At 41.5% G+C, this 24,964-nt stretch carries 26 protein-coding genes and 3 pseudogenes; 15 read left to right on the top strand and 14 right to left on the bottom strand.

The genetic code is table 11. The features are described 5' to 3' along the window. The first annotated feature begins 134 nt into the window (after positions 1-134). From FCR06_RS27275 to FCR06_RS27260, 4 genes are all read left to right on the top strand, one after another. Positions 135-2,258 (top strand): pentapeptide repeat-containing protein, encoded by a 2,124-nt coding sequence (locus FCR06_RS27275; protein WP_138505354.1) that lies wholly within the window; start codon positions 135-137, stop codon positions 2,256-2,258. Positions 2,259-2,267: 9 nt separating this feature from the next. Then, entirely contained in the window at positions 2,268-3,443 is a 1,176-nt protein-coding gene (locus tag FCR06_RS27270; protein ID WP_138505352.1) for a WD40 repeat domain-containing protein, read from the top strand. Positions 3,444-3,644: 201 nt separating this feature from the next. Beyond that, positions 3,645-3,884, top strand: a complete 240-nt coding sequence (locus FCR06_RS27265; RefSeq protein ID WP_138505350.1) for a hypothetical protein — start codon at positions 3,645-3,647, stop codon at positions 3,882-3,884. Between the two features lie 138 nt (positions 3,885-4,022). After that, positions 4,023-4,460 carry a hypothetical protein gene (locus tag FCR06_RS27260; RefSeq protein ID WP_138505348.1) on the top strand — a complete coding sequence of 146 codons (438 nt, stop codon included), beginning with the start codon at positions 4,023-4,025 and terminating at the stop codon, positions 4,458-4,460. Positions 4,461-4,570: 110 nt separating this feature from the next. On the opposite strand, the gene FCR06_RS27255 is transcribed toward FCR06_RS27260, so the two are convergent. Then, on the bottom strand, positions 4,571-4,870 hold the full coding sequence (locus FCR06_RS27255) for an HNH endonuclease (protein WP_138505346.1): 300 nt from the start codon (positions 4,868-4,870) through the stop codon (positions 4,571-4,573). A gap of 96 nt (positions 4,871-4,966) precedes the next feature. Between FCR06_RS27255 and FCR06_RS27250 the strand changes: the two genes are divergently transcribed. Both FCR06_RS27250 and FCR06_RS33925 read left to right on the top strand, forming a co-directional pair. Beyond that, positions 4,967-5,455, top strand: coding sequence for a hypothetical protein (locus FCR06_RS27250; RefSeq protein WP_138505344.1), 489 nt, complete (start codon positions 4,967-4,969; stop codon positions 5,453-5,455). A 229-nt stretch (positions 5,456-5,684) separates the two neighbouring features. Then, on the top strand, positions 5,685-8,198 hold the full coding sequence (locus FCR06_RS33925) for an NACHT domain-containing protein (protein WP_223280320.1): 2,514 nt from the start codon (positions 5,685-5,687) through the stop codon (positions 8,196-8,198). A gap of 58 nt (positions 8,199-8,256) precedes the next feature. Here FCR06_RS33925 and FCR06_RS27240 read toward each other — a convergent pair whose 3' ends face one another. Both FCR06_RS27240 and FCR06_RS27235 read right to left on the bottom strand, forming a co-directional pair. After that, a complete protein-coding gene (locus FCR06_RS27240; protein ID WP_138505342.1) occupies positions 8,257-9,273 on the bottom strand; it encodes a tyrosine-type recombinase/integrase in 1,017 nt (338 codons plus the stop codon). A gap of 80 nt (positions 9,274-9,353) precedes the next feature. Further along, a pseudogene (locus FCR06_RS27235) lies at positions 9,354-9,774 on the bottom strand (four helix bundle protein). A gap of 532 nt (positions 9,775-10,306) precedes the next feature. Here FCR06_RS27235 and FCR06_RS27230 point away from each other — a divergent pair. Then, positions 10,307-11,992, top strand: coding sequence for a M14 family metallopeptidase (locus FCR06_RS27230; protein ID WP_138505340.1), 1,686 nt, complete (start codon positions 10,307-10,309; stop codon positions 11,990-11,992). 137 nt (positions 11,993-12,129) lie between these two features. After that, on the top strand, positions 12,130-12,414 hold the full coding sequence (locus FCR06_RS27225; protein ID WP_138505338.1) for a hypothetical protein: 285 nt from the start codon (positions 12,130-12,132) through the stop codon (positions 12,412-12,414). 250 nt (positions 12,415-12,664) lie between these two features. Here the strand turns inward: FCR06_RS27225 and FCR06_RS33920 are convergent. From FCR06_RS33920 to FCR06_RS27210, 3 genes and pseudogenes are all read right to left on the bottom strand, one after another. After that, positions 12,665-12,820 (bottom strand): annotated as a pseudogene (locus tag FCR06_RS33920) (TolC family protein); the annotation flags it as partial. 388 nt (positions 12,821-13,208) lie between these two features. Then, positions 13,209-13,400 carry a hypothetical protein gene (locus FCR06_RS27215; protein WP_138505334.1) on the bottom strand — a complete coding sequence of 64 codons (192 nt, stop codon included), beginning with the start codon at positions 13,398-13,400 and terminating at the stop codon, positions 13,209-13,211. Between the two features lie 232 nt (positions 13,401-13,632). Beyond that, on the bottom strand, positions 13,633-14,391 hold the full coding sequence (locus FCR06_RS27210; protein ID WP_138505396.1) for an AraC family transcriptional regulator: 759 nt from the start codon (positions 14,389-14,391) through the stop codon (positions 13,633-13,635). A 101-nt stretch (positions 14,392-14,492) separates the two neighbouring features. Between FCR06_RS27210 and FCR06_RS27205 the strand changes: the two genes are divergently transcribed. Further along, on the top strand, positions 14,493-15,407 hold the full coding sequence (locus FCR06_RS27205) for an NADP-dependent oxidoreductase (protein ID WP_138505332.1): 915 nt from the start codon (positions 14,493-14,495) through the stop codon (positions 15,405-15,407). 11 nt (positions 15,408-15,418) lie between these two features. On the opposite strand, the gene FCR06_RS27200 is transcribed toward FCR06_RS27205, so the two are convergent. From FCR06_RS27200 to FCR06_RS27190, 3 genes are all read right to left on the bottom strand, one after another. After that, a complete protein-coding gene (locus tag FCR06_RS27200) occupies positions 15,419-16,057 on the bottom strand; it encodes a transposase (protein WP_223280319.1) in 639 nt (212 codons plus the stop codon). A gap of 95 nt (positions 16,058-16,152) precedes the next feature. Then, a complete protein-coding gene (locus FCR06_RS27195) occupies positions 16,153-16,662 on the bottom strand; it encodes a transposase (protein WP_223280318.1) in 510 nt (169 codons plus the stop codon). Further along, complete coding sequence (locus tag FCR06_RS27190; protein ID WP_138505395.1) at positions 16,625-16,999, bottom strand: transposase; 375 nt, start codon at positions 16,997-16,999, stop codon at positions 16,625-16,627. The genes FCR06_RS27195 and FCR06_RS27190 overlap by 38 nt, the downstream gene beginning before the upstream one ends. Before the next feature lie 240 nt (positions 17,000-17,239). Here FCR06_RS27190 and FCR06_RS33915 point away from each other — a divergent pair, with 240 nt between their 5' ends. The 4 genes and pseudogenes from FCR06_RS33915 to FCR06_RS27170 all read left to right on the top strand — a co-directional run bounded on the left by FCR06_RS33915 (position 17,240) and on the right by FCR06_RS27170 (position 19,820). Continuing rightward, on the top strand, positions 17,240-17,584 hold the full coding sequence (locus FCR06_RS33915; RefSeq protein WP_223280317.1) for a hypothetical protein: 345 nt from the start codon (positions 17,240-17,242) through the stop codon (positions 17,582-17,584). A gap of 18 nt (positions 17,585-17,602) precedes the next feature. Then, the gene (locus FCR06_RS33910; protein WP_223280316.1) at positions 17,603-18,106 is read left to right on the top strand and encodes a transposase; all 504 of its coding nucleotides are present in this window, start codon (positions 17,603-17,605) and stop codon (positions 18,104-18,106) included. A gap of 97 nt (positions 18,107-18,203) precedes the next feature. Then, positions 18,204-19,214 (top strand): annotated as a pseudogene (locus FCR06_RS27180) (IS630 family transposase). Positions 19,215-19,484: 270 nt separating this feature from the next. Further along, on the top strand, positions 19,485-19,820 hold the full coding sequence (locus FCR06_RS27170; RefSeq protein WP_223280315.1) for a tyrosine-type recombinase/integrase: 336 nt from the start codon (positions 19,485-19,487) through the stop codon (positions 19,818-19,820). A 114-nt stretch (positions 19,821-19,934) separates the two neighbouring features. Here the strand turns inward: FCR06_RS27170 and FCR06_RS27165 are convergent, their stop codons facing one another. The 5 genes from FCR06_RS27165 to FCR06_RS27145 all read right to left on the bottom strand — a co-directional run bounded on the left by FCR06_RS27165 (position 19,935) and on the right by FCR06_RS27145 (position 23,073). Further along, on the bottom strand, positions 19,935-20,477 hold the full coding sequence (locus FCR06_RS27165; protein ID WP_138505328.1) for a hypothetical protein: 543 nt from the start codon (positions 20,475-20,477) through the stop codon (positions 19,935-19,937). Next, entirely contained in the window at positions 20,474-20,968 is a 495-nt protein-coding gene (locus tag FCR06_RS27160) for a DUF4365 domain-containing protein (RefSeq protein WP_138505326.1), read from the bottom strand. The genes FCR06_RS27165 and FCR06_RS27160 overlap by 4 nt, the downstream gene beginning before the upstream one ends. A gap of 51 nt (positions 20,969-21,019) precedes the next feature. After that, the gene (locus FCR06_RS27155) at positions 21,020-22,075 is read right to left on the bottom strand and encodes a mevalonate kinase (RefSeq protein WP_138505324.1); all 1,056 of its coding nucleotides are present in this window, start codon (positions 22,073-22,075) and stop codon (positions 21,020-21,022) included. A 162-nt stretch (positions 22,076-22,237) separates the two neighbouring features. Continuing rightward, positions 22,238-22,696 carry a type II toxin-antitoxin system VapC family toxin gene (locus tag FCR06_RS27150; RefSeq protein ID WP_138505322.1) on the bottom strand — a complete coding sequence of 153 codons (459 nt, stop codon included), beginning with the start codon at positions 22,694-22,696 and terminating at the stop codon, positions 22,238-22,240. 35 nt (positions 22,697-22,731) lie between these two features. After that, entirely contained in the window at positions 22,732-23,073 is a 342-nt protein-coding gene (locus FCR06_RS27145) for a hypothetical protein (RefSeq protein ID WP_138505321.1), read from the bottom strand. 202 nt (positions 23,074-23,275) lie between these two features. On the opposite strand from FCR06_RS27145, the gene FCR06_RS27140 reads away from it, so the two are divergent. Both FCR06_RS27140 and FCR06_RS27135 read left to right on the top strand, forming a co-directional pair. Further along, positions 23,276-24,019 carry a ParA family protein gene (locus FCR06_RS27140; RefSeq protein WP_138505319.1) on the top strand — a complete coding sequence of 248 codons (744 nt, stop codon included), beginning with the start codon at positions 23,276-23,278 and terminating at the stop codon, positions 24,017-24,019. Between the two features lie 17 nt (positions 24,020-24,036). Beyond that, on the top strand, positions 24,037-24,732 hold the full coding sequence (locus FCR06_RS27135; protein ID WP_223280314.1) for a hypothetical protein: 696 nt from the start codon (positions 24,037-24,039) through the stop codon (positions 24,730-24,732). The last annotated feature ends 232 nt before the right edge of the window (positions 24,733-24,964 follow it).

Here is a 24,964-nt window from a genome sequence, read left to right as displayed (position 1 = left end):
GCGAGAAAATTAAGTCGGGGATTGAAGCATAAAAACTGGCGTTAAGAAAAAAGAATCGCTTTAAAACTTTGTAATTACGAAATTGTTCATGGTATATCTGTATCCAAAAAGAAATTTGTATACAGCACCCAGCCATGCCCCAGGACTTCTCCGGTCAAAATCTCAGAGGTCGTTCTTTCAAAGGTCAAAACCTGACAGGGGCTAACTTTAGTTTTGCAGATATTAGAGGGGCAAACTTTACCAACGCTATCCTCAAAGATGCTGATTTCACAGATGTTAAGGCTGGACTACAGCGTCGTTGGGTAATAGGGTTGCTTATAGTCACGTTGCAGATGTCGGCATTATCAGGGTTTTTATCACTCATCATTGGTTCATTATTAACAGGTATTTTTGAATTTAAAGATTCTGGAAAATTCGTTATTGGGATAGTCTCCCTGGTTATGGTGACAGTCTTTTTTATTGTCACTAAGCGCAAAAATTTAATAGCCGGAGCCGTAGCTTTCAGCGTAATTGGACTTGTAGCCGGAGCCGTAGCCGGAGTCGTAGTCGGAAACTACGCCGCTTTTGCCATGATCGGAGCCTTAATCGGAGCCATATCCGTAGTTGTAGTCCTAGCCGTAGCCTTAGTCCTCGCTGTAACCTCAGCCGCAGCCTTCGCCGTAGCCGGAGCCTTTGCCTTTGTTTTCGCCTTTGCTTTCGCCGTAGCCGGAGCCTTTGTCGGAGCCTATGGCTTCGCTGTAACCTCCGCCTATGCCTTCGCCATAACCTCCGCCCTTGCCTTCACACTGTTTAGCGGTTACATCGGGTGGCGTAGTTTGGCTGGAAATGAAAAAGATGCCTGGGTTCGCTCATTTGCTCTTGCCTTTGCTACTACAGGTGGAACGAGCTTTCGTAATGCAGATTTAACCGATGCTAATTTTACACAAGCCACCCTCAAAAGTACAGATTTTAGAAAAGCTATTCTAACTCGTACTTGCTTCCATAAAACCAAGAAACTTGACCGTGTTCGTCCTGGTACAACTTACCTTCAAAATACAAAACTTCGTCAAGTATTAGTTACACGACTAGGGCAAAACAAAAACTTTGACCGTCTAGACCTGCGAGGGATAAATTTTAAAGGAGCAATGTTAGTAGATGCCAGCTTCATAGGTGTTGACCTAAGTCAAGCTAACTTACAAGACGCAGATTTATCAAGGGCGAAATTAGTACAGGCACAAGTTAACGGAACCGATTTTACAGGTGCTACACTCACCGGGGCATACATTCAAGATTGGGGCATTACCACCGATACCAAATTTGATGGGGTACAGTGTGAATACGTTTATATGCGATTGCCCACAAAAGAAAACCCTGACCCGCTCCGCAAACCAGATAACCACAAGGAAGTGTTTGCTCCGGGGGAGTTCGGTGATTTTATTCAACCAATATTTGACACCCTCGACCTCTACCACAACCAAGGTGTTGACCCCAGAGCGATCGCGATTTCCTTTAAGCAGTTAGCCGAGAACCACCCTGATGCTGAATTAGAAATTGTGGCAATGGAGAAACGGGGACAGGATAAGTTTTTACTTCGTGCCAAAACCACAGTTACGGCTGACAAGTCCCAACTGAGTGCAGAATATTTTGATAGTTATAATCAGCTTAAAGGTTTACCAGAGCGAGAAATTAAATTATTACTAGAAGAAAAAGATAGCAGAATTCGTAGTTTAGAAACGATGGTAATAACAGCGCTGGAGCGCCCTAGTTTTTATTCAAACACCCAAGTAGGACAGGTAAGTACTATGACTAACAACCCCGGTGGATTTTCAGTTGGTGGTTCAGTTGGCGGCAACGTCAACAACGTTCAAGGTGATAACAACCGCGCAGTGCAAGGGGACAATAATCAGGCTGTGCTTGGTGATGGTAATCAGGTGACGCAACAAAATCAAGTGGGTGCAGATACCGGAGAATCGCTCACTAAAGAGGATGTTGTCAAGTTACTGGCACAATTAGAAACTTTGATACAAGGTGCAGAACTCCCAGCCGATACTAAAGAAGAAGTAATTGAAGACTTGAGTGCAGCTAAGAAAGCAACGGATAAAGAAGAACCAAATAAGCAACGAGCATTAGAACGTTTGGGAAGCGTGGCAGATACACTTGACAAAACTAGCAAAACTGTAGAATCAGGTCAGAAAATCTGGACAGTAGCCAAGCCGATTATTGTGAAAGTTGCAACCTGGTTAGGTGTTGCTGCTGGTTCTCACCTGTTGGGATTGTAGAACTGAATTATGAGTCAGCAGCTACCAGAAAACTCTGATTCGCAACAGCCTGATGCAAATTCAACGCAACAGGCTGATAGTTCTACACCTGAAAATGTAGTTCAGGGTAATCAAAACCGAGTCGTTCAAGGAAATGAAAACAAAGTTGTTCAAGGTGATAATAATATAGTAATTCAGGACAATACAATTCAGATTATTTTAAATAATTCAAAAGAAGTTTGGGTTTGTAAGCATACCTTTACAGTGCGTTCAAATAAACTTTTTAGTGCAGCTTTTAGTGCAGCAGTTAATTCACTTGTTTTTAGTCCTGACAGCCAAACTCTTATCAGTAGTAGCGAAGATTGGAACGATCCCATCAAGATATGGAATATTAATACGGGAGAAATAGTAGGCGGTAGCATCCGTCTTTGGAATTTAATGACAAAACAAGAAATTAGTTCTGACCTGATTGAAGATCGTGGTTCTATAGGAAACTGGAAGTTAGGACGTTTTAGTAGACTTGCCCTCAGTATCGATGGTGAAATATTGGCTATTGGTGGTACTTTCATCGAACTTTGGAACTTGAAGACTCAGAACAAAATTGGTGAACTGGGTAGTATGTTTGGTCATCGTGATATGTCAGCCTTAGCAATCAGCCCTGATAAACGTTTTCTAGCAAGTAGTAGTTTAGGTGAAAGCCCTTTTAATTTTCAAGACTATTCAATTAAATTGTGGAATTTAAAAACAAAAGAAAATATTTATACTCTTAAAGGACATCTTGGTTGTGTTCGCTCTTTAGTTTTCAGTCCTGACAGTCAGCAACTTATTAGTGCAGGTAAAGATGCACTAATAAAGTTGTGGAATTTAGAAACTGGGAAGGAAACTCATTCAATGAATCATAAAAGTCCACTTTACTCGATTGCTGTTAGTCCTGATAGTCAGACATTGGTAAGTTCTGGAAAAGATTTAGCATTTGGTAAATTGAGTGGAATTCGTTCTCTAGCTTTTAGGCATGATGGTAAACTTTTAGCTGCTGGTGGTACAGATTCCAAAATAAAAATTTTTTGTACTCAAACAATGAAAGAAGTCTGTATTTTAGAAGGGCATAAAAGCGAAATTCGTTCTTTAATATTCAGTCCTAATGGTCAAACTATTGCTAGTGCAGATAAAGATTCAATCATTAAAATTTGGCAATTCAAACAATAATCATTTATTGTCTCTCTCCACTATATCCATTAGTAACAAGTTAAGGTTGTAAGCCTTTTGCCAAGATAAAGTATGGGAATACGATTTGTACGTGGGTCTTTAGAAGAACAAGCAAGATGTTCACATCCCAGCCTGTCTAAGGAAATAATTCTCGGACAGAGGACAGGTGAATACGTATGCGATAGCTGTGGAGAAAGTTTTATGACAAGGGAGGTTAATGAACCACCTCCAGAATATCAAACACAAATGATTGTTACTCCACACGCATTGCTAATTGCTCTTAAAGTGAATAATAATCTCAAGCTTGAAAAAGAAGTCAAACGCAACGGATTTATATACGATTGGGCTTTGGTAAACAAAGAAAATGGCGAGGTTGTTATACCTGTAGCTTACGACGTAGCTGAGGATTGTATAGCTAAAAGATATGTAAAATTCCCTTAAGAGGTTATCGCCTTATGCGGGGGGATAAGTGGTTGGTGGTAGCATAACAGGCGCATCGAGGAGAGCGATCGCTGTTTTCCAGGACAATAAGATGGATTTAACCTTGATTCTGCACTCGGTAGCACAAAGGAGTCGATAATGGGAGAAGCCAAAAGGCGCAAAAAGTTAGATCCCAATTGGGCTAAATCAGGGGGATTCAGTCAGCCCAATAAACCAAAAATTACCTACTTGACTGAAGAACACCTCGACTATCAAAAAGCCAGTGAGTTAAAAAATACCTTCTACCCTGGCCAAAATTTTGTTTACCTAGTCCGCCTAGACTACGAAGATGGTGATTACTTCGTGGGGGCAGTAAACGCATTCTTGCAAGGTACTGAGATTACAGTCAACGCGATTTGGTCAGCTAACCCCAATTCTCAACGCACGGGTCTAGAGTTATTACAAAGTATTCGTCGAGATATTGGTTTGAAAGCCAGAGACGACATGAATAAATCAAATGTCGTAATTGACAACATGAATCAATCAAATGTCGTAATTTACGACATGACTCAATCCAATGTCGTCAATTGCGAATAATAATAATACCCCACCCTGTTCTCTTCTCCTTTGCTGTGGAACATACAAGGCACAGCCAGTAAGTATGATCTTTATTTTAGGGAAGTACCTTAGTTCAATCCCTAGCTGGCTCAAAATAAAGACAATTGTCCTGGCGATACATTTCCCCTGCGTCGGGTATGAAAACTGAGGTGGCAAGCTGTGCATAAGGCATATAAGTTTTCTCGACGATTATCCTCTGGCAAGAAATTTTTATGATGCACTGTTAATGTTAGCGCTGTTTTAAGAGAACGGGAAAGTTCGGACGTATCATCACCGGGGCGAATGCATTGCAACTGACATTTAGAACATCGCCAGTCCACAGATTGTTTCACTAATAAAGCGATATCTGACCAGTTTTCTGGATAACGTTGCTGTGATTTTCTTGGCATTTCCAATTATTCTCAAAATGCGTAGAGATTTAATTACCAGTTCTTGGATAAGATTAATCTACTATAAATGGAGTTCAACATAGTTAGGGGTGTACTATGTGGTTTTGGGAAAAGGAATCGGTTGAGTACGAGGTGTTTAAGAAATACGAACCAGCGCTCTTATCTATCGGTGTTAATTTTGCAGATGCCGAAGTTCAAGATGCACTTGAAGGTTGTTCGTATGATTTAGAGGATGCGTTGCGAAGTGCAATCGAATATGCGCTGTGGTTGAGTGAACATGAGAAAGAGATTTTCCCCAATGCCTTATTAATTCGTGCCCTACACGATAATTGGAAGCCTAAAGCATGGCGTGATGAATATTTAGAAAGGGAGATGTTCTCTTCGCCTGGACAACGGTGGTGGAATGCCTCAGAAAAAATGTGGGGACGCGATGTGCGTAATCAATTGGTTGTTGATGTATTTCTCCATGAAGGTAGAGAATTTATCAAATTCAGCAACGGTAAAGAGATCCTAGTAAAAACTGCATGGGTTTGGGGATGGGAACGATTGCTTGAATATGCTAGCCCAATATCTGTTTATCGATAATGACTTTTTTCATTGCCTTTGGAGAATGCGGCACACTCCCAAGTAACTCTCACTACCTCTTGATGGCTACCCGACCACTGTGACTAGCAGGCGATCGCATAAAGGTATCTACTGCCTTAAAGAGAGTAATTATCTTAGAGAGAACTTAGAGACAAGTCATAGATATCTTAAAAAAAGTTACTAAAAAGACAAGTTATAGTCAAATAGTTCATCAAACAAAGTAATCATTATGTCTAAACGGTCATCTCAATTATCAACTGAAGGCTATAAAATTGCTCAAAAAGCTTTAGAATCAAAAGCTTGGACTAAAGAATTTTTAGCAGGTGAACTTGAGCTATCTTCAGGTACTATTCATAATTTTTTTGCTCGAAAACCTGTTGAAAAAGAAAATTTTGCTAAAATTTGTGGACTTCTTGAGATAGCTACTCAAGAGGTTATTGACCTATCTGAATTTCAAAATCAAGAATTAATTGATAAGCTAGTTGCAGACATTCGTCAAAAATCTCACAACAGTATTATTCAAAGATGTGGGACAATGAAGGTACTAGATATGACTTACCCCATTGAGATTAACCACATTTACACTACTGTAAATATTTTAGATAAAATCACCGGAAGACAGCGAAAGAGTATTGATGAACTCACACAAAAATTTGAACGAAATAATTTTGATAGATTGGGATTACCTCAAGTTGTTGAAAAACGAGTCCCTGGATTAGAAGCCGTCAAAAAATATGAGAAACTCTTGGTTTTAGGAAAACCAGGCTCTGGTAAAACAACGTTTTTAAAGCATTTAGCAATTCAATGTATATCAGAGCGAATATTCAGTAATTATCTCCCAATATTTTTATCTCTTAAAGAGTTTGCAGATACCGATGTCAAACTTAAATTATTAGATTACATCTGTCAACAATTAGCTGATGATCGGGTTGACAATAATTCAGTGATATCCCTGTTTGAATCTGGACGAATATTATTGCTACTGGATGGCTTAGATGAAGTCCAACAGCAGGCAGATAATCATGTGATAAGAGAGATTCGTGATTTTTCTCAACGATTTTCTATGAATCGGTTTGTATTGACTTGCAGAATAGCCGCCAAAGAATATACATTTGAGCAATTTACCGAGGTAGAATTAGCTGATTTTGACCAGGAACAGATTCAGTCATTTGCCACCAAGTGGTTTACTGCTAAAAACTCTAATCTTGATAAAGTATTTATAGAACAATTACAAGAAAATCCATCAATTTATGAACTGGCATCTAGTCCTATATTACTGACTTTGTTATGTATTGAATTTGAGGATGCTGGTGACTTACCCAGGAGTCGTACTGAACTATATCAAAGAGCAACTCATACACTTTTAAGAAGATGGGATGCTAAACGTGCTATTAAAAGAGATGATGTCTATAAGCAGCTTTCAGTACCGCTTAAAGAAAATTTACTCAGCTATCTTGCTTTGATAACCTTTGAAAAAGGAGAGTATTTCTGGAAGCAACAGGATGTGCAGAAGTATATCGCTTCTTATATTATAAATTTCCCCGAATCTCCCCATGCTCTAGAAGCTTTACTGCTAGATAGTGAAGCTGTATTAAAATCTATTGAGGCTCAACACGGATTATTAGTAGAAAGAGCCAGAGAAATTTATTCCTTTTCTCATTTGACATTTCATGAATATTTTACAGCTAAAGAAATTGTAGCTAAAGCCAATCCTGAAATATTTAATGACCCGTCTCTACTTAATTTGAGCAAGTATGTTTTTTACAAACAATGGCATGAGGTTTTCTTATTAACCTCAGAGATGTTAAAAAGTGCTGACGTTCTTTTACTGTCTATGAAGATTCAGATTGATAGAGCAGTATCACATAATAGACATCTTCAGGAATTATTCGCTTGGGCTAACCAAAAATCTCTTCAAGTATCTAGCTCTCACCACCCAGCTGCAATTAGAGCATTTTATCTTTGTTTAGCTGCGGGTATTTGCATATTGGATCATACAAGTTATCCGTTTTTAGAACATTGGGAATTCCTAGAAATGAGCCATTTATTAGAGTCGCTAGACTCCAATATAGAGTTAAGCTTTTATACAGGAAGTGGTTTAGGCTTTGGCATGGGCAATTTTCATGCTCCTGTTGAACTTGTTAATTCAAATCTAGCTTTAGACATTAACCTAGCTCATGCTCGCGCTCAGGCATCGTTGCTGTATCGCATCGCTAATAGAGATATTGAAAATGAGAATTTTACATCTATCATTCTCTGGCAAGCAGATGATTATGAATATTCAGAATCCGATGATGAAATGAGAGAAAAGCATCCAATAGATGATACTAATTTTTCTACCTTAAATGAAGCTTTGTATACAGCTAGAAATTTGATTGATAATCAAGAATTCTTTGATGAATTAGACAAGTTAGATGAAGAGCTACCCCAAGGAGTTTACGATTATTGGGACGAATATTACCACTGGTATAAAAATGATAGCGGTGCTTGGGCTAATCGGCTCAAGGAGTTAAATCAAAAGTATCGTAATATAGATTACGATTGGCCATTAAATAATGCAGAAGAATGGGGACTATTAAGAGCCTATTGCTATGCTAATAAATTGTTATTAGATTGTCTTAATACCCAATGCTATGTCAGTCTTGACACTAGACAATATATTCAATCAACACTGCTATTACCTTTTAATGAAATTGAAAAAATGATGGAAATAGAGAGAAAACAATTACTTAATACAGATTGAATCTAATACTACAAATATTACGGGTTTTTAACTACTGTTTTATTTTTATTAATTACCATCAATCATCTTTCTTCAACATAAGAGTTAGCAATTCCGACATTTCCCACAGGTCTTTATTCCGGTTGTCGTCATAAATCATCAACGTTCGCGGGTCAGCATGACGACTTAACTTCTGCACCTTTCTGATATTCCCATCAGTTGCATCGAGCGCTGCCGTAATCGCTGAATGCCTGACCCTATGCGGTGACATAGGTTTCTTCACCCCCACCGCTTTAAAAGCAGTAGCCACTATTTTATAGATGGCATCCGTAGTCAATCTATGCCCTGAATTCTGAAAATCTAACGCTGTAAATATCGGTAAATTGCCATTCAAATCCCCCCTAGCAATTAACCAATCAGCAAGAGCAGCCGCCACATCCTTAGACATATCCAAATATTCTTCATTCGTTCCCTTACCCTTCCCCAAAACCCTCAACTTGCGACCATAAAAATCAAAATCCCCCACATTAAGATGACATATCTCCTGGCGACGCAACGCTAAACCCCACAGCACCAGAAAAATCGCATAGTTGCGTTTACCAATCAATGTTTCTCTATCAAATTGCTGAATCACGAGTGCTATCGCTTTGCTATCAACACCCCGCGTATCCCGATACGCCTTAACCTTCTCTCCCGACACATCTTCTAGGGAATAGTTGCATACTCCCAACTTCCGCCCCATCTTGGCCAACGACTTAATCGCCGCCAGCCGCCGATTGATGGTCGCCTCCCGTAGCCCAGATGCAATCAATTTCGCTTTGTACTTCAACACCACCATCACCGCCTGCTCTCGCTGCAAGTGCAAAAACTCCAACACGCTATCCCCAGTCGGGGGCATCAAAGTCATCTTCACAAAAAAATCTCTCAAATCTTTCTCGTAAGCACGTCGAGTATTGGGGTTGCGCTTGTCTGCCAACAGCTGCGCCAACACATCTGGGTCAATGTCAAGCTCTGCGTCAAAATACCGAGCGATCGGGGCATCTAAACACGCCTCCAACGCAGACTTGACAATTTCTCCAGAATGTGGATTTGACATAAGTGCTGACTCGCGTTCTTAAAGAATAAGCTCTTGGGCAGGGGGGCAGGGGGGCAGGGGAGCAGGGGAGATGAAAGACACTAAGAGTCTGTTTTTCTGCCCGGATGTCCGACTGTTTTCTTTATCAGCCAAGGGTTAGGATTGTTAATCATGTTTACTAAACTACCTAGAATCTTATTATAGTTACTGTAAATTTCTCGACCTGTATCAATATCCAAGTAATTACACTTGACGGCAAATTCAATCTACGTCTGGGTTTCAGCAGCTTCTGCTTCACAATCATTTAATGAGCGCGACAAATGCTGCTAAATATCGGCGTTTCCTCCAAGATCCAGCCAAATTCGCACATACAGAGCGAGAGGAACGACGAATTTGGTCTGTGAGAGAATAACGTTCCTCTACTGGAAACTTTTTAGATACCTCAAATATCTTCATCGCTGCATCAAAAGCCATTTGATACACTTTCAAGTCTTGATGATTTGTAATCGCATTTTTTTCCATTTGCTATCTCTTACCTTCTTCACTCTTTCCCCCCTGCTCCCCTGCCCAAGAGCTCCCCCTCTCCCCGCGACTCATTAGGCATAATTGCTCACCTTAACGTTATTGATAATCCGCCTTTCCAATAACGACTATCATACATCCGCAAGGGGGCAGCATAAATATTTACAATCGGCGAACAGCTAAATCCTGATTGCGGAAGTGATAGAGTGTCAATTATTCATGCTAGGTCTGTAATTCCCTGCTTTGATATCAAAATTGATAGCTAACATCGGGCATCTGGTGCAGCAGTTTTTGGGCAAGCCAGTTTATAAATCACTCTTTCAAGAGCAAAAGAATGAGCTATGTTGAGCGTAGGCCATCGTGTGGTTCTTACTTGCCTGAATGAGTTTGTATATACGCTCGTCTGTACCAGTTTCTATACAAGTCCTGAGAGAATGCGATCGCTAAAGTGCCTTTTAATACTATTCATACTTTTGAGCACTTTGAAGAGGTTGAATTATAGTAAGATACGTTTTTCGACAGCGTTTTTGATATGCCAGACGTTCGGTTTGATAAATACTATCGTTACGAAGCATTAACACATATCCTTCATGCTTATGCCGAGGAATTTCCCCAACTGATGAGCATAGAAAGTATCGGCAAGAGCTATGAAGAACGTGACATTTGGTTACTTACAATAACAAATTTTACTATCGGTTCGGTTCATGAAAAGCCTGCTCTGTGGGTGGATGGCAACATTCACGCCGCAGAAGTCGCAGCATCAAGTGCCTGCCTATACCTCCTACAAATATTAGTCACAAGCTACGGGACTCACCCAGATATTACCCTTTGTTTAGATACCCGTACCTTTTACATTTGCCCTCGCGTCAATCCTGATGGAGTTGAGTTAGCATTAGCTGAGCGGCCAAAATTTGTTCGCTCTAGTACTCGCCCCTATCCCTATGATCGGGAAAGCGAGGATGGTTTAGTCATTGAAGACATAGATAGCGATCGCCGCATCTTGATGATGCGAATTCCTGATCTTAACGGAAATTGGAAAATTTGCCCCACCGAACCACGTCTATTAATACCTCGTGAACCAACAGAAACAGGTGGTCAGTATTATCGCGTGCTACCAGAAGGACGTATCGATAATTACGATGGAGTCCAAATTCATCTACAACCTCCGAAGGCGGGACTAGACTTAAACCGTAATTTTCCCAATATGTGGCGGCAGGAGCATGAGCAGACTGGATCTGGCCCTTATCCTACATCTGAATCGGAAGTGCGATCGCTTGTACAATTTTTTAGCACTCATCCCAATATTACAGGTGCTATTGCCTTCCATACATTCAGTGGTGTTTTATTACGCCCCTACGCTTATCAGAGCGATGAAGAATTACCCATCAACGATTTACGTATTTACCAACGCATCGGTACAAAAGGTACTGAACTCACAGAATACCCTGCTATTTCGGTATTTCATGAGTTCCGCTATCACCCCAAACAGGTAACTGGCGGTAGCTTTCATGATTGGGTTTATGAACACCTTGGTGTATTTGGCTGGACGGTAGAAATTTGGAGTCCTCAGCACCAAGCAGGAATTACCGGGTATAGGTATATCGAATGGCTGCGGGAACACCCCTTAGAGGATGATTTGAAACTACTACACTGGAGTGATGAAAAATTAGGAGGAAAAGGATATGTCGACTGGTATCCATTCGACCATCCTCAACTTGGTAAAGTGGAACTGGGCGGTTGGGATACTATGTATGCTTGGACAAATCCACCACCAGAGTTGCTGGAGAAGGAAATTGCCCGCTTTCCTGAATGGTTAGTTTGGCATATGTTAATTTCTCCTTACTTAGAGATTTATGAAGCAAGTGTCCATAGCTTGGGTGATGATACTTATCGGGTGCGTCTAGTGATACACAATACAGGCTGGCTACCCACCTACGTTACGGAAAAAGCCTTAGAGAAAAAGCTGGTGCGAGGCTGTATCTGTGAAATTGAAGTGCCTGTTGGTGCAACTTTAGAGATGGGTAAGCCGCGTGAAGAATTGGGTCAATTAGAAGGACGCGCCTATAAACCTTCATCTCCTATAATGTGGTATGCAGAGCCTACCAAGGATAGAGCGAAGGTGGAATGGATTGTACGTGCACCTCAAGGTAGTATTGCTAAACTGTTAGCCCGTCATCAGCGTGCAGGAGTTGTACGCACTGAGGTAACTTTGCAGTGATGACATCTTCTTAGATCTTGCACCTGGAAATTCAGTAGACTGAAAACTTTTGCCAACATCAAAAATTAGTAGCGTGTGATACCGCGTTTCATTTTGTTTAGTACCATGTATTGATGACCGACTCCATCGCGGCTTAGGTGGAACGGCATATCGTCCGAGATCCCGCAGGTGTGGTCAAAGTCGGCTCAAACAAAAACGAGTGGCAAGGCACGAGCTACCGCCCCGAAATCAGCACACTGTTTGGCTCCTACCATCACTACTGTCAAAACTCAGGACAACAAGGCAAGAGCTTGCCCAATTTCATCTCAGACTTACTGCAAGTCTTAAATCATGTATTGGGATGGTCTGATATTAAGCAGGAAAAAACCAAAACTGGCCATCTCAGATCTTGCACCTGGAAAGAGCGAATGTCAATTCCTTGACTAAGTGCCAGTTCTCTAAGATGTTCAATGTCTTGTAAAATCAGGTACAACCTCCAAGTGTGGAAATATTGTTTAGAACGCAATTTCTGCGGCTTATCCCCAATCAGGTAGGTTTGTGGAGGCGATCACTGTAGATAAATAAGCAAAATTTGCCAGCGATCGCTCTTGGGGGAAAAGTTTGTGATCTACTGACCGTTTTCTCATACGTTGCCAAGGCTTCTTGCGCGTTCGCGTCGGCTTCGTCAATGTCCGCGCGAATACGCCCGAAGTTGAAAATCGGCAGGCTTAACCCAGCGCTGGCTGTCCAGGCACGGCTGGCGGATTGAAACAGCGTTCCGGTTTTGCCGCTTTCAAAGCCAAGCAAGCCCGATAGGGAAAGTTTGGGGAAATACTGCGCGAATGCCACATCTTCAGGGCGGCGCGGTACACAAGCTTACGTTCTGCCGCTTGAATGTCGGGCCAGTTGGCGATTACGGAAGCAGGACTGGCCAATACTTCGTCTAAAAGAGGAATATCGGTTGGCACCGTGTCCTTGATAGCGTCCGAGGATGCTCCCGACACGGCACTCCTCAGCACGTCTGGGCGGTATAGCTCTTCTTTCAGCGAGCGTGTCATCCCTCTTTTGTCACTCTGGGGAGAGAAAAATATTACCTGGTCTTGAGACTCAGACATAATCAAGAATTGAGCGATCGCATCCCCATTTTTTCATTGAAATTACCTTGTTGTAAAAAAAACGTAAAAACAAGGGTTTGAGATTATTCTCTGCCGAGAGTGACAAAAGAGGGATCAGGGGTTCAAGGGAGGCGCTGGTAGTGGCAAGCAGGGCTTTGGCCTGCGCCACATCGGTTCAGCTGGTTTTGCCCGCATCGCTTATCCACGCGCTCGATGCTCTCGTCGGTGAGGGATTTTTTAGGGCGCACGAACGGCTCCACCTGGATAAATTCAAGCCGAACGCTGATATTGGGATTGCCGCGCAGGAAGGCCATCACGGTCTGCCTTGGCAATCTCAAGCTCTCCCGCCGCCGCCAGCACTTGCGCCTCTGCTTTGCGGATAGCCCATCATGCCAATCCAAACTAACCCACAGCGTACCTACTAACCAATCAGGAGGAGAAAAGCGGGCGGGAGGAGATTCGCCGTCATTCCAACCGAGGCCAAAAATAAGCCCATTGAGCGCCAGAGTTCCGAAGATATATTTACAGGAAGTGCAAGGTTACGACTCAAAGTAGTGGATCACTAGAGTGTCCTAGAAACGCAGTCGGAGTCATGGCAGTGACTTGTCGGAAAGCACAGGAGAACGCCGCAGTGTTTGCAAAGCCGTTTTTCTGAGCTACCGTCGCCGGCGTATCGCCCCGGCCAAGCTGTTCCATCGCCCGCACAATCCGCGCACGTTGTCGCCAAGCTTTGAGGGTTAGTCCAGTTTCCATCGGAAACAAGCGGCTTACAGTTCGGGCAGATGATGCTGCGCGTGATGCAATCTCGTCCAAGTTTAAAAGATTTCGTTGATCGGCGATGATGATATCCGCCACACGCCGCCCGATAAGGCTGACAGGCATGGGCAGAAAGGTTGGCGCATCCGGCATTGCGGTGAGTTCATGGAGAATGAGACGAACTATCAGTTGTGCTTTCTCAGATTCAGAATTTATAGAGACGGCCTCGGTGAGCAAGCAATGCAGCAATGGAGTGATCTGAAGCACAAAAGCGCGGTCAAGCAGATTTCGAGCACCCCAATTTAGAATGGCAGCTGGTTGCCAATGTATGATCCAAAGCTCGGCATCGGTTATAGTCTCAATGCGATGACGTGAACCTGATGGAATCCAGGCTGCAAGACGCGGCGGCACCAACCACATGCCGTCATTGGTATGTATCTGCACCATGCCTGACGCAGCAAAGGTAAGCTGGCCTTCTTGATGCGCATGCAGCGGCAAGCTTTCGTCGCGATGTTTAGTGGTGCGGTGAATAGTAAAAAGTGATTTCATATGAATGGCGTTTGCGCGATGCAATTTGGCATCTCATCGTACAAATACACTGCTAAGATAACTCAATCAAATAATTAAATGGGAACATCATGAACACGAAAATGAAAGCAGCAATAATAGAAGAATATGGCTCTAACGAAGTTGTACAACTAGTCGAAATTAATGTGCCTGAACCAAAAGCCGATGAATTGCTGGTGAAAGTACATGCAGCTGGAGTGAACCCAATCGACTGGAAGATACGGAGCGGAGCCGGACAACGCTTAGGTATGAATTTACCCATCCATCTCGGCGGCGAACTTGTCGGCATGATCGAGAAAGTCGGTGTCGGCGTTGACGGCTTTGATCCGGGCCAAGTAGTTTTCGGGATGGTTCATACTGGCGCTTTTGCCGAGTATGCCGTCGCCAAGGCAGCGAATATGGTGCATATACCGGCTAACCTGAGCCACATCGAAGCAGCGTCGCTGCCGCTTGCTGGCTCGACTGCCTGGCAGGCAATCTTTGATAAAGCTAAACTCGTTGCCGGGCAGCGTCTCCTTATCACCAACAGCTCAGGCGGCGTTGGCTCGTTAGCAGTGCAGTTTGCAAAAGCCAAAGGCGCCCATGTTACGGCTATGTCCTCGGCACGCAATGAGGAATTTGTTCGCGCCTTGGGCGCTGACGATTTCATTGACTATACCAGTCAGCAATTTGAGCAAGTTGCTCGTGATATAGATGTGGTATTTGATACGGTAGGAGGCGAAACTTTTCAGCGTGTGTTCAAAACGCTGAAAAAAGGTGGTTTCATGGTTACCGTGGTTGCATTCCCCGACGGCGAAGCCGAACGTTACGGCGTAAACGTGGAACGATCCTTCACCATACCGAGTTCGCACAATCTGACGGCAATTAAAAATCTAGTTGAGGCTGGCAAAGTCAAGCCGCATATAGAGAAAATTTTACCGCTCGCAGAAATTAAAACGGCGCTTGCCCTATCCGAGGCTGGCCACGCCCGTGGTAAAATTGTTTTAAGGATGGACTAGCTCCTGCCTTCTCATGCAGAATGACTACGAGATAGAGTTTGTGCTGCCATACGAAAAGCGGTCGCAGCGCGACTGGCAACAGGGCGAGTTTTGGAACTTTTAACTTTACCGCCAGTCACACGACTACCAGGACATAGACCTAACCAAGAGGTAAAGTGCTTAACACTCTTGAAGCGTTTTGGATCTAAACCAACTTCAGAAAGCAGTACCAGTACAGTTAAAGCACCCAAACCATCAACAGCAGTAAAATCTACACCACTGATGCGATATAAATGTGTACGTAAATCAAACTGTGGTGCATTACCTGGTTGCTTTTTCCCCCGACGCTTGGGTTTAGCTAAAGGCTTTTTTTCAACATCAACTTTATCAGTAAATGAAGCCAAACATTGCTCAATTTGGGTCTCACACTTTTCGATTTGAGTTTGATAAAACTCGTAAAGTTGTAATTCTTGTTCCAGGATAAAAACTAATTCCGAACGATAGTCTCCTGTTAAAGAAGCAGCTATTTCTTCCAAGCTGGCTTTAATACGCCCATCCTTCAAACTTGCCAATTTTACTGGGTTTCGTTCCCCAGATACAATTTCTCTAATAATGCTCAGGCCAGTAGTACCTGTAATATCGCTGATGACTCGATGTAATTGTATATTCATCTGTGTTAACGCTTTTTGCATCCTCTGTACATGGACGCAAGCACTTTTAATCAGATTATCCCTTTGACGTATGTAGCTACGAAGCTTACATGAACCTATCCCACTAATAATATTTTGTTAATCCAGATGTGGATAGTAGCAAGGTCAATGAATGCATCAAAGTAAACCTTTTGACGTTCCCATCTGACAACGAGACGGCGGTATTTGCGTTGATACCAAGCAAAACACCGTTCCTGCTGAAATCTAGGAACAGAGATTTTGATGGGTCTTCCTTTGTTTTTCTTGGTTTTCCAGACTCGCTTTGGGATTTGAGGACGAATACCTCGTTTACGTAAGTCAGCACGTTTCTGTTTCGAGTCGTACCCTTTATCAGCAGCCAACACCTTGATTCGTTTATGTGGTCTGCCGCATTTTAATGTTTTGAGTTTGACTTTATCAAGGAGAAGTATTACTTGTTCTCTTTCGTTACCGTTGGCTGGGGTAGTACAATTAGCCAAGGGCATTCCACCGCCTTCAGTCAGTGTGTGAATAAGAATACCTTTACCTTTGCCACCATAAGCGACGTCTTCACCTCCTCCTTTTCCAGGGGGAAAAAGACCCGTCAACCGCGCCAAAGTTCCAGTTTATCAGCCCCTGATCATTAGCGTAGGCGTAGCCCGCCGCAGGCATCGCTAATATACGTCGTCCCTGTAAATGTTCAAATGTTCCATCTGAGCGCCATCGTTTTAACCATCGGTGAGATGAGCTTTTTGATGCCCATGTCTCCCCACGTGGCAAGTCACACCATCGACACCCAGTAATCAAAATGTACAACAGACTATTTAATACATAGCGATATGGCGCATGAGGCATTCCTTTACCACGCTTAGATGCCTGCTTAGGAAATATATCCTCAAATAACTTCCATTCTAGGTCGCTCAATCCCTCAAAACGTCCAGCCATCAACTGACACACCCAACTCAAATCAAAAGTAGATTCCCACAATCTTACATTAGTGGGATAGATTCATATTTGATCTGAAGGGGTGACCAAGGGGCTAAAGCCGAGGAAATAGAAGAGTGTGACCGTTTTGGGGTAGAAAAAGATAGGTCAGGTATTCTCAACGAGACCTATCAAATGATAATCTTCGCTAAATTCTACCAAAACTACTTTCAAAATATACTGATACCCGCACAGTATAAGATGCTCGAAATCTTGATCATGCTGTTGCAATTTCATAAAACTGTGACGATTGAGAAGCTCTCATCTGTATTTCCACAACCAATAAAATTTGAAAGTAGGCGACGGAGTATCCAAAGATTTTTATTGTTGCCGCAGTTATCAATTCAATACCTTTGGTTTCCAGTACTCAAACGATGGGTAAAAAACAGCCATATCCGCGCTGATAAAAAATTGATATTCGCCATTGATAGAACACAGTGGCGCTCACAAAATGTATTTGTAATCAGCTTAATTGAGCAGAAAAGAGCAATACCAGTTTACTGGATATTGTTACCAAAAAGAGGATGTAGTAATTTGGGTGAGTAGAAAAAGTTAATACGCCCATTGCTCCGGTTATTCAAAGGATATCAAATTCTAGTATTGGGAGATAGAGAATTTCATAGTATAAAACTGGCAAATTGGTTACACAGCAAGGGAATTGACTTTGTGCTGCGTCAAAAACAAGGCACGTATATTCGCCAAGAAAATGAATCATATCAACGATTACAATCTTTGGGATTAAATCCTAGCATCTCATTCTTTCTGATGGGGATTCAAGCTACGAAACAGAAAGGTTTTGCTAAATTTAATTTAGCCGGATATTACAAGCGTAAATATCGTGGCAAGCTGGAACCTGCTGGCTGGTTTTTACTCACTAACCTTAATAGCCTCAAAGATGCAATTAAAGCATTTAAGTTGCGAAGTGGTATTGAAGCGATGTTCCGTGATTGCAAGACTGGGGGCTATAATCTCGAATCTACTTATGCTGATGGTCAACGCTTAATAGGATTGATTTTACTAATTGCTATTACCTATACTTGTGCTATAGGAATCATATTTGATTTGTGAAAAAAATCGCGAGATAATACTGATAGAGATATCTGTCTAATAACGAACAATGAGAAACCAGCATCTAGAAATGGCGCTCGCAGAACTACAATAATTTATGGATAGTCGCCCAGATGCTCGTGAAGTCAGAAAAGCTTTGGCAGTGAAACTGGTTTATCAAGGCTACAAGTATGAAGAAATTCAAACAATTTTGGATGTCTCACTTGGTTCAATAACAAGCTGGAAACAAGCCTATACTGAACATGGAATTTTAGGATTGCGCTTAAATCATAAAGGGAGAAAAGTTACCTGAGCGATGAAGAACGAGAAGAAGTATTAAGTTGGTTGCAAACAAAAGATACTTGGAAACTTGGGGAGTTGGAGTATAAATTGGCATTTGAACATGATGTCATCTACGAATCAAAACGAAGCTATTACGATTTATTTGAAGCAGCAGGAATTAGCTGGAAAAAAACTACTGGCTTGAATCCAAAGGCTGACAAGGAGGCTGTTACTGCAAAAAAAAAAACAGATTGAAACATTGTTGGCAAGCAATAGAGAAGAAATAGAAGCCCGAAAACTGAGAGTATTACTAATAGATGAGTGTCATCTGTTATCGGGAGACTTAACTGGGTATGTTTGGGGCAGAACTGACCAAGAAATAGCAATTGGAATCGTTAACGAACGAGATAAACAGACATACTACGGAGCGGTTGATTATCTCGGCGGCAAGTTACTTCTTAAAGCTTATAATGCTGGTAACTAAAACAATACAATTGATTATTTACGCTATTTATTAGACCAATCTCCCGACCAAAGATTGCTTCTTCTTTGGGATGGTGCTTCTTATCATCGTTCACTTCTTGTTCAAAACTTTTTAGACCAGATAAATCAAGGTTTACCCCCAGTACAATGGAAAATTCATTGCATTCGTTTTGCTCCTAATTGCCCATCACAAAATCCTATTGAAGATATTTGGTTACAAGCAAAAACCTGGGTTCGACGTTTTTGTGCTTTAGTTCCAACATTCCGCCATTTAAAATGGATGTTTGAGTGGTTTATCCGAAACACCACCTTTGATTTTGCATCTCTTGAGATGTACGGAGTTTTTTCAGAAATCAAATACTAGTCCTATATATTTGTTGGGCGTAATTCTCGCTCTTTGGGACTACAAAAATATGTTGGTCGTCTGAAACGAATTAAAGCGATTACACCGCCGATATAGCACCTTTTGGGTTGGCTTGTATGGTCAATTATGGGTAGGTGCAATGGAATTTTGCGCTGATTTAGCCCATGAATTCATGCTTTTAAAGCCTGGTAAACTACCTTATTTTCATAAAGGTTTACGTGCTATAGCTCTTATCCAGTCTGCTTTATAGCCTCTTTGTCACCCCTTAAGGTGCATGACTTTAACGCCAAAGAAAAAACGCTCTCTATTCTAGGGAAAGGCAAGGGTAGCCAGAAGGAAGTGCTTGACTTATCAGACAAAACCGCCGACGCTCTGGCCAGTTGGATTAAAGAGAGTAAGAATAAACGTGGCGATGACCCGCTTTTTACAGTGCTGGCCTATCACAAAAATGGAGCAAGATTAACTGGGGAAGCAATCAGGCGACTGGTGGATGGGCTGTGCTTGCAAGCCGGAATTACTAAGAAGATGTCACCCCATCGTGTCCGCCACAGTGCAATTACTACAGTTTTGGATCTTAATAATGGCAATTACCGTGCTACCCAGTGATTCAGCAGACACGCTCAAGTGCAGACGGTGTTGAAATATGATGATAACCGCCAGCGTTTGCAAAAGCAGATGAGCGATTCGATATCAGAATTGATTTAGGAAATACCTAAAAATTTAGATATTGTCAATTTGGAAATTTTGAGGATTTCTCAGAATAAAATGATTGTCAACTTTGACTAAATCACCTGTGCAGCGAATTGGTAAACGTTCCTGATAAGCTTTAATAGCTAAGATATAATCATGGTCAACCAGTTCAGTTTTTATTTGGAGCAATTTCTCAAAAATTGTCCCAAATAAAGTAATCTCTCCACTCAATTTATCAATGGAAGGAGTAGCAATTTGCATAACTACACCTTGTACATTGAAATTAGGATAATTATTAATAAATTCGCTTAATATATCAACTTTATCCCGATTTTCTACTGTTGATAATGTTTTTAATATATCGCTGATTCTTTCGGCATAATCTCCTAAATTATGTTGGAGAGGTAGCAAAATTTCATATTCAGGAGCGGCATCTTTTTTTAGTCGCCAAATTGCCCCTGCATCATTATAAATACGTCCTGTCTCGTGCCAGCCTGTTGCTTGCAAGTGTGCTTGGATAACATCAGGGTTAATGGTTTTGAGGATTTGACTGTCTTTAATAGTAACTTTCATGGCAATCCTCCAAAACTAATGCGTTCAATAATGGCTTGGAGTGCATCAGGTGTCAACTGATTACTACGAGGTACTTCAATAGTAACATTGGTTGTATTTTCTGTATCTGGCATCCCACACAAGGATACCCAGTAAGCACAATGTCTAATACAAAGTTCGTCTTCAGTTTGTTTTATCCAATCTGTTATTTTTTCATGAACTAAAACAACTACTAATATCCGAGGGACAAGGGCATTGATTTTTAAATCATTATAATTTTTGAGAGAGAGCAGATATTTAATATAGTTTTCCTCAAGAATATCTCTGGCTGTACATTTTAGTTGTAGTTCTAGTCTAGGGGAAAGGATTTTACCTGTGCCACCTCTGCTAACTATACCTAAATCTACGCTATCGTTATCTACTTCTGGTCTATATAAAGAATAACCAGCAACGGCGGCAATGGCTCTAATATAGGTGATGCTAAATTGTTCTTTTTGTTGATTAATATCCATTAACTTAGAAATTACCTGTCAAGCTTAATGCTTTTATTTCAGTTAAGTTAATCATACGGGTAATCTTGAAATAGTTAACTCTAAGAGTTGCATTTGCGGAAAATCGCGCTGAATAATTTCGATAACTTTTGTTTGACTTGATTGAGAGTTAACAATCAGTTGTGCAGTACCATCACCCTGAGAACCAACGCCTTTTCCTCCAAAGATATAGGGACTCAGAGGCTCGTGATTAAGAAGGAGATGCAGTTTCTTTGCAGTTAATTCTCCTGGACAAGCCGGAACTACGTAGCGATCAAATTCAGCTTGGGCTTTTGTCATTAAAGCCCCAAGAAGTTGGGCATCTCCAACTTGTATGGCTTCAGCTGCCGCCTGGGTAATTTCCGCACTAATAGAACCCAAGTATTTTTGCACATTTTGCCCTATTGGATTAGTAGCTATTGGATAACACTCATTCAATCGTCTGAGAATTTCTTGTGTGTCTTTGCTGCCATCGAGATMCACAATTATAAAAAACAAATCTTTGCTAACTGTAAGCTCCCTTATGTTAATTTGTTCCCCATCAAATATCATTAAGATTGGGCGATTTCCATAAGCACAAGCCTGATCCATCCGACCACAAAGACTAGGGGTGGTTCTTTCTCCCTGGTATGCCAACTCCATTTCTTCCCGAATTGTCATCTTCAAGTCGTACAGACGATTAAATGCTCTCGCTATGAGAACGCAAAAAGCAGCACTTGAAGATAATCCCTTTTGGATGGGTAAGTCGGTTAGATAATTATCAACTTCAAGTCCGCCAACACCATAACGAGTAAGAAATTGGTAAGCTGTACCAGCAGCATAACTAAAAAAACCGCCCTTTTGAGCTACGCACAACAAGGTATTAGATTCCATAGGTAATCTGAGCGGTTCATAATATCTGCCTTCATTAAGAGAAGGGCGAATAATTAACTCAGTTGAATTAGGTTTAACCGAGGCATAAATTCCTTGATTAGTACCAACAATTAAGGTGTAACCCTTTTCAATTTGAGGATTAATCCGCCGATATTCTCCTGCCCAATCGCTATGTTCTCCGAACAAACAAAGACGACCTGTCACAAAAATTCTCATTTTCAGTTTCCTGTTGTTAATCGGGGTATATGCTATCCTGATTAACTTCAATCAACAAGTGACCACGAGGATGTTGTCAGTTGAGATAGCCGCAATATTAGCGAATCCTATTGGTGCAGACTATACCTAACTCCCCCTGTTCGCCTCATTAAGCATAAATGCTTACAGATAATACAGTTTTCCAATAACGACTATCATACAGCCGCAGGTAGGGGCCAAATCAGGAATTTGAGAGAAATCCCTTTGGTTACGAGTAACCATCACCGCATTTGCCCTTAGAGCGATCGCAGCTATTCGCAAATCTTTCTGTAGTCTTTTTTTATTGAGTTGCTGGTTTTCTTTGAGTAAACCTTGATAGCAAGTGTAGGCAGCAGTATCAAAGTTGAGTATTCTCACTCCTTTGAAATACTCTTGAGTAGTCCACAGTTTAGTGTAAAGGTTTACTAAGTTGGCAGATTCAGTCCGGTCATTAATTTTGACTACCCACCCGTTAAAAATTTCTTGAACTGTGATAATGGTGATAGCCAAATTGGGATAAACTTGAGCAAGTTTAGATATAACAGCTTGGTTTCCTTGAAGTAAAAGCGAAACATGGTCTGTGTCGAGTATATAAAGACTCATCTTGCATTTCTCAATCTGGAGCGAACCTCAGCCTTTTAATCTTCATCTACTGCGTTACGTTCTGCTCTGAGATTATTAGCAATTTCAGCAAAATCTGCATCGTCTTTAAACGCACCCGCAAATTTTATCCAAGGATTTTCTGCTTCGCTTTGAGACAATTGAATTTCTAATGGAATAATTTCTATCTTCTCAAGACGAGTTGACAAAAGTTTTTTCAATTCTTGCACAGCTTGTTCAGTAGTAGGTGCTTCAACCTGAGTGTTGGGAAATTCTAGAACAGAAGCTATTACATTTCCTTCATTGTTACGTGACAGTAGGATATGTAACTTCAAGTTTTCAGACTGAGGTAACGTTACGGAGGAGAAATTGATAACCATATATTTAATTATTAACAAGCCTTGAACAATAATGTACTCTTCTACATCTAGCATACAGGGCAGGAGTATAACTTTCTAACTTGCCAACAAGTTAGCTGGTTGACAACCCAACTTTTTAGCTTTTTAGCTGGTTGTAAACCTAACTTGCTATATTAATGACTTGCCAGTAAGCTCATAGGCAAAATGTTTGGCCTAAAATTCAATGATTATTGCACTAGCAAATCAAAAAGGAGGGGTAGCTAAAACTACCTCCACTATATCTTTAGGGGGACTACTGGCTCTTAAGGATACTGTCCTCGCTGTTGACCTTGACCCTCAAGGCAATCTCACTACAGGGCTGGGGGTGGAAGTGGCTGACGACCAGATTAGCTGCTACGACGTAATTACAGAAAAAGCAGAAATCATCGATGGAGTAGTTTCTACTAAATTTGGACTCAGCTTACTGCCTGCTGACATCAACTTAGCTAAGGGAGAAACAGAGATACTCATGAAAGTAGGTAACTTTTACATCCTTAAAGAGCGACTAGCTCCCGTACTCAAGCAATTCCATCACATCTTAATTGACTGTCCACCTTCTTTGGGACTGTTAACGGTTAATGCCTTGGCAGCTGCGGATGCAGTTCTTATCCCAGTGCAGTGTCAATTTTTCGCTTTAAAAGGGCTGGCTGCACTGTTGGAAACAGTTGCAAGTGTTCAAAAACGTCTTAATCCCCAATTACAAATACTGGGAGTATTGCCAACAATGGCTGAAAATACGGTCATGACTCAAGATGTCTTAGCCTCCTTAAATAAGAGACTACAAAACATTCAGATATTTGAAGCCGTTCCGAAGTCAATCAAGTTCTCTGAGTCAAATCTGGCAGGCGAACCCATTCACATCTATGCTAAAGACCCCAAATTAGTGCAGCCTTACCAGTTAATCGCTAATTTAATTGCTGCAATTTAATTAAGGTGAAAAGACAGATGACAAAACGACGCGCCAGATTAAATGATGATAATGATCCGTTGTCCTCGACCGATAAAGTTTTAGCTAGGTTTGAGCAAATTAGCAAGTCAACAAGTCAGCAAGATGAAGTGTCAACTAGTCAAGAAGCTGACAAGTTAACCAATCAACCAGATAAACTACTAACGAGTCAAGAAGCTGACAAGCCAACAAGTCAGCAAGATGAAGTGTCAACTGGTCAAGAAGCTGACAAGTTAACCAGTCAACCAGATAAATTACTAACAAGTCGAAAATCTGACAAGTCAACAAGTCATCAAGATGAAGTGTCAACTGGTCAAGAAGCTGACAAGTCAACAAGGCAGCAATCCAAGAGTGAATATACATTTGACGCTTCAACAAGTCAGCCAGATAGCACACCAATCATTCAACCAAACAGTAATTCAACAAGCGAGAAAGCTAACTTTTTAACAAGTCAACAAGTCAACGTAGAAAAAGTTTCATTGCGTAAATCTACATTTCAAATCAGTGAAGAGGTGCTGCATCAGCTAGACAAACTGCACCTTACACTCCAGTTAGAGCTAGGAAAAGCTCATGCTCCTTATAAAGAAGTGATTGTAGAAGAAGCTTTAGTACAACTTTTAGAGTCGTTTAACTCTGATCGTGCGGCTTTGATAGAGGTATTGATGTCAAGGCAGAAAAGCCGGGACAAACTTTGAAACAAGAGTGTGCGATCGCCACCATCGAAGCGATCGCATCTCTTGCAGTTCAGAAAGCGTTATCGTGTGGCCGTGACCTGAGAGTGAATAACTGGAGTTTAGACTAGGCAGTAAGAAAAGACTCAGCAACGCTGAGTTGAAAAGAAACAGACTTCAGATATGAAAATCTACGAAGCACTGCCTCTACTAAATAGCGGCGGGTCGAACAACATACCTGGAATCCAGAAAAATG

This window comes from Nostoc sp. PA-18-2419 (assembly GCF_005869855.1).
Classification (GTDB): domain Bacteria; phylum Cyanobacteriota; class Cyanobacteriia; order Cyanobacteriales; family Nostocaceae; genus Nostoc.
The sequence above is the reverse complement of the archived record's forward strand: the minus strand, read 5'-3'. Positions and strand labels throughout refer to the sequence as shown.

Excerpts from the sequence above, each read along its gene's own strand:
- FCR06_RS33915 (WP_223280317.1), top strand. The coding sequence starts at position 17,240 with ATGCTCGAAATCTTGATCATGCTGTTGCAATTTCATAAAACTGTGACG.
- FCR06_RS27240 (WP_138505342.1), bottom strand. The coding sequence starts at position 9,273 with ATGTCAAATCCACATTCTGGAGAAATTGTCAAGTCTGCGTTGGAGGCG.
- FCR06_RS27265 (WP_138505350.1), top strand. The coding sequence starts at position 3,645 with ATGACAAGGGAGGTTAATGAACCACCTCCAGAATATCAAACACAAATG.
- FCR06_RS27135 (WP_223280314.1), top strand. The coding sequence starts at position 24,037 with ATGACAAAACGACGCGCCAGATTAAATGATGATAATGATCCGTTGTCC.
- FCR06_RS27190 (WP_138505395.1), bottom strand. The coding sequence starts at position 16,999 with ATGGCTGGACGTTTTGAGGGATTGAGCGACCTAGAATGGAAGTTATTT.
- FCR06_RS27215 (WP_138505334.1), bottom strand. The coding sequence starts at position 13,400 with ATGGCCTTCCTGCGCGGCAATCCCAATATCAGCGTTCGGCTTGAATTT.
- FCR06_RS27250 (WP_138505344.1), top strand. The coding sequence starts at position 4,967 with ATGTGGTTTTGGGAAAAGGAATCGGTTGAGTACGAGGTGTTTAAGAAA.
- FCR06_RS27205 (WP_138505332.1), top strand. The coding sequence starts at position 14,493 with ATGAAAGCAGCAATAATAGAAGAATATGGCTCTAACGAAGTTGTACAA.
- FCR06_RS27150 (WP_138505322.1), bottom strand. The coding sequence starts at position 22,696 with ATGAGTCTTTATATACTCGACACAGACCATGTTTCGCTTTTACTTCAA.
- FCR06_RS27230 (WP_138505340.1), top strand. The coding sequence starts at position 10,307 with ATGCCAGACGTTCGGTTTGATAAATACTATCGTTACGAAGCATTAACA.
- FCR06_RS27270 (WP_138505352.1), top strand. The coding sequence starts at position 2,268 with ATGAGTCAGCAGCTACCAGAAAACTCTGATTCGCAACAGCCTGATGCA.
- FCR06_RS27145 (WP_138505321.1), bottom strand. The coding sequence starts at position 23,073 with ATGGTTATCAATTTCTCCTCCGTAACGTTACCTCAGTCTGAAAACTTG.
- FCR06_RS27140 (WP_138505319.1), top strand. The coding sequence starts at position 23,276 with ATGATTATTGCACTAGCAAATCAAAAAGGAGGGGTAGCTAAAACTACC.
- FCR06_RS27275 (WP_138505354.1), top strand. The coding sequence starts at position 135 with ATGCCCCAGGACTTCTCCGGTCAAAATCTCAGAGGTCGTTCTTTCAAA.
- FCR06_RS27210 (WP_138505396.1), bottom strand. The coding sequence starts at position 14,391 with ATGAAATCACTTTTTACTATTCACCGCACCACTAAACATCGCGACGAA.
- FCR06_RS27160 (WP_138505326.1), bottom strand. The coding sequence starts at position 20,968 with ATGGATATTAATCAACAAAAAGAACAATTTAGCATCACCTATATTAGA.
- FCR06_RS33925 (WP_223280320.1), top strand. The coding sequence starts at position 5,685 with ATGTCTAAACGGTCATCTCAATTATCAACTGAAGGCTATAAAATTGCT.
- FCR06_RS27200 (WP_223280319.1), bottom strand. The coding sequence starts at position 16,057 with ATGAATATACAATTACATCGAGTCATCAGCGATATTACAGGTACTACT.
- FCR06_RS27255 (WP_138505346.1), bottom strand. The coding sequence starts at position 4,870 with ATGCCAAGAAAATCACAGCAACGTTATCCAGAAAACTGGTCAGATATC.
- FCR06_RS27165 (WP_138505328.1), bottom strand. The coding sequence starts at position 20,477 with ATGAAAGTTACTATTAAAGACAGTCAAATCCTCAAAACCATTAACCCT.
- FCR06_RS27260 (WP_138505348.1), top strand. The coding sequence starts at position 4,023 with ATGGGAGAAGCCAAAAGGCGCAAAAAGTTAGATCCCAATTGGGCTAAA.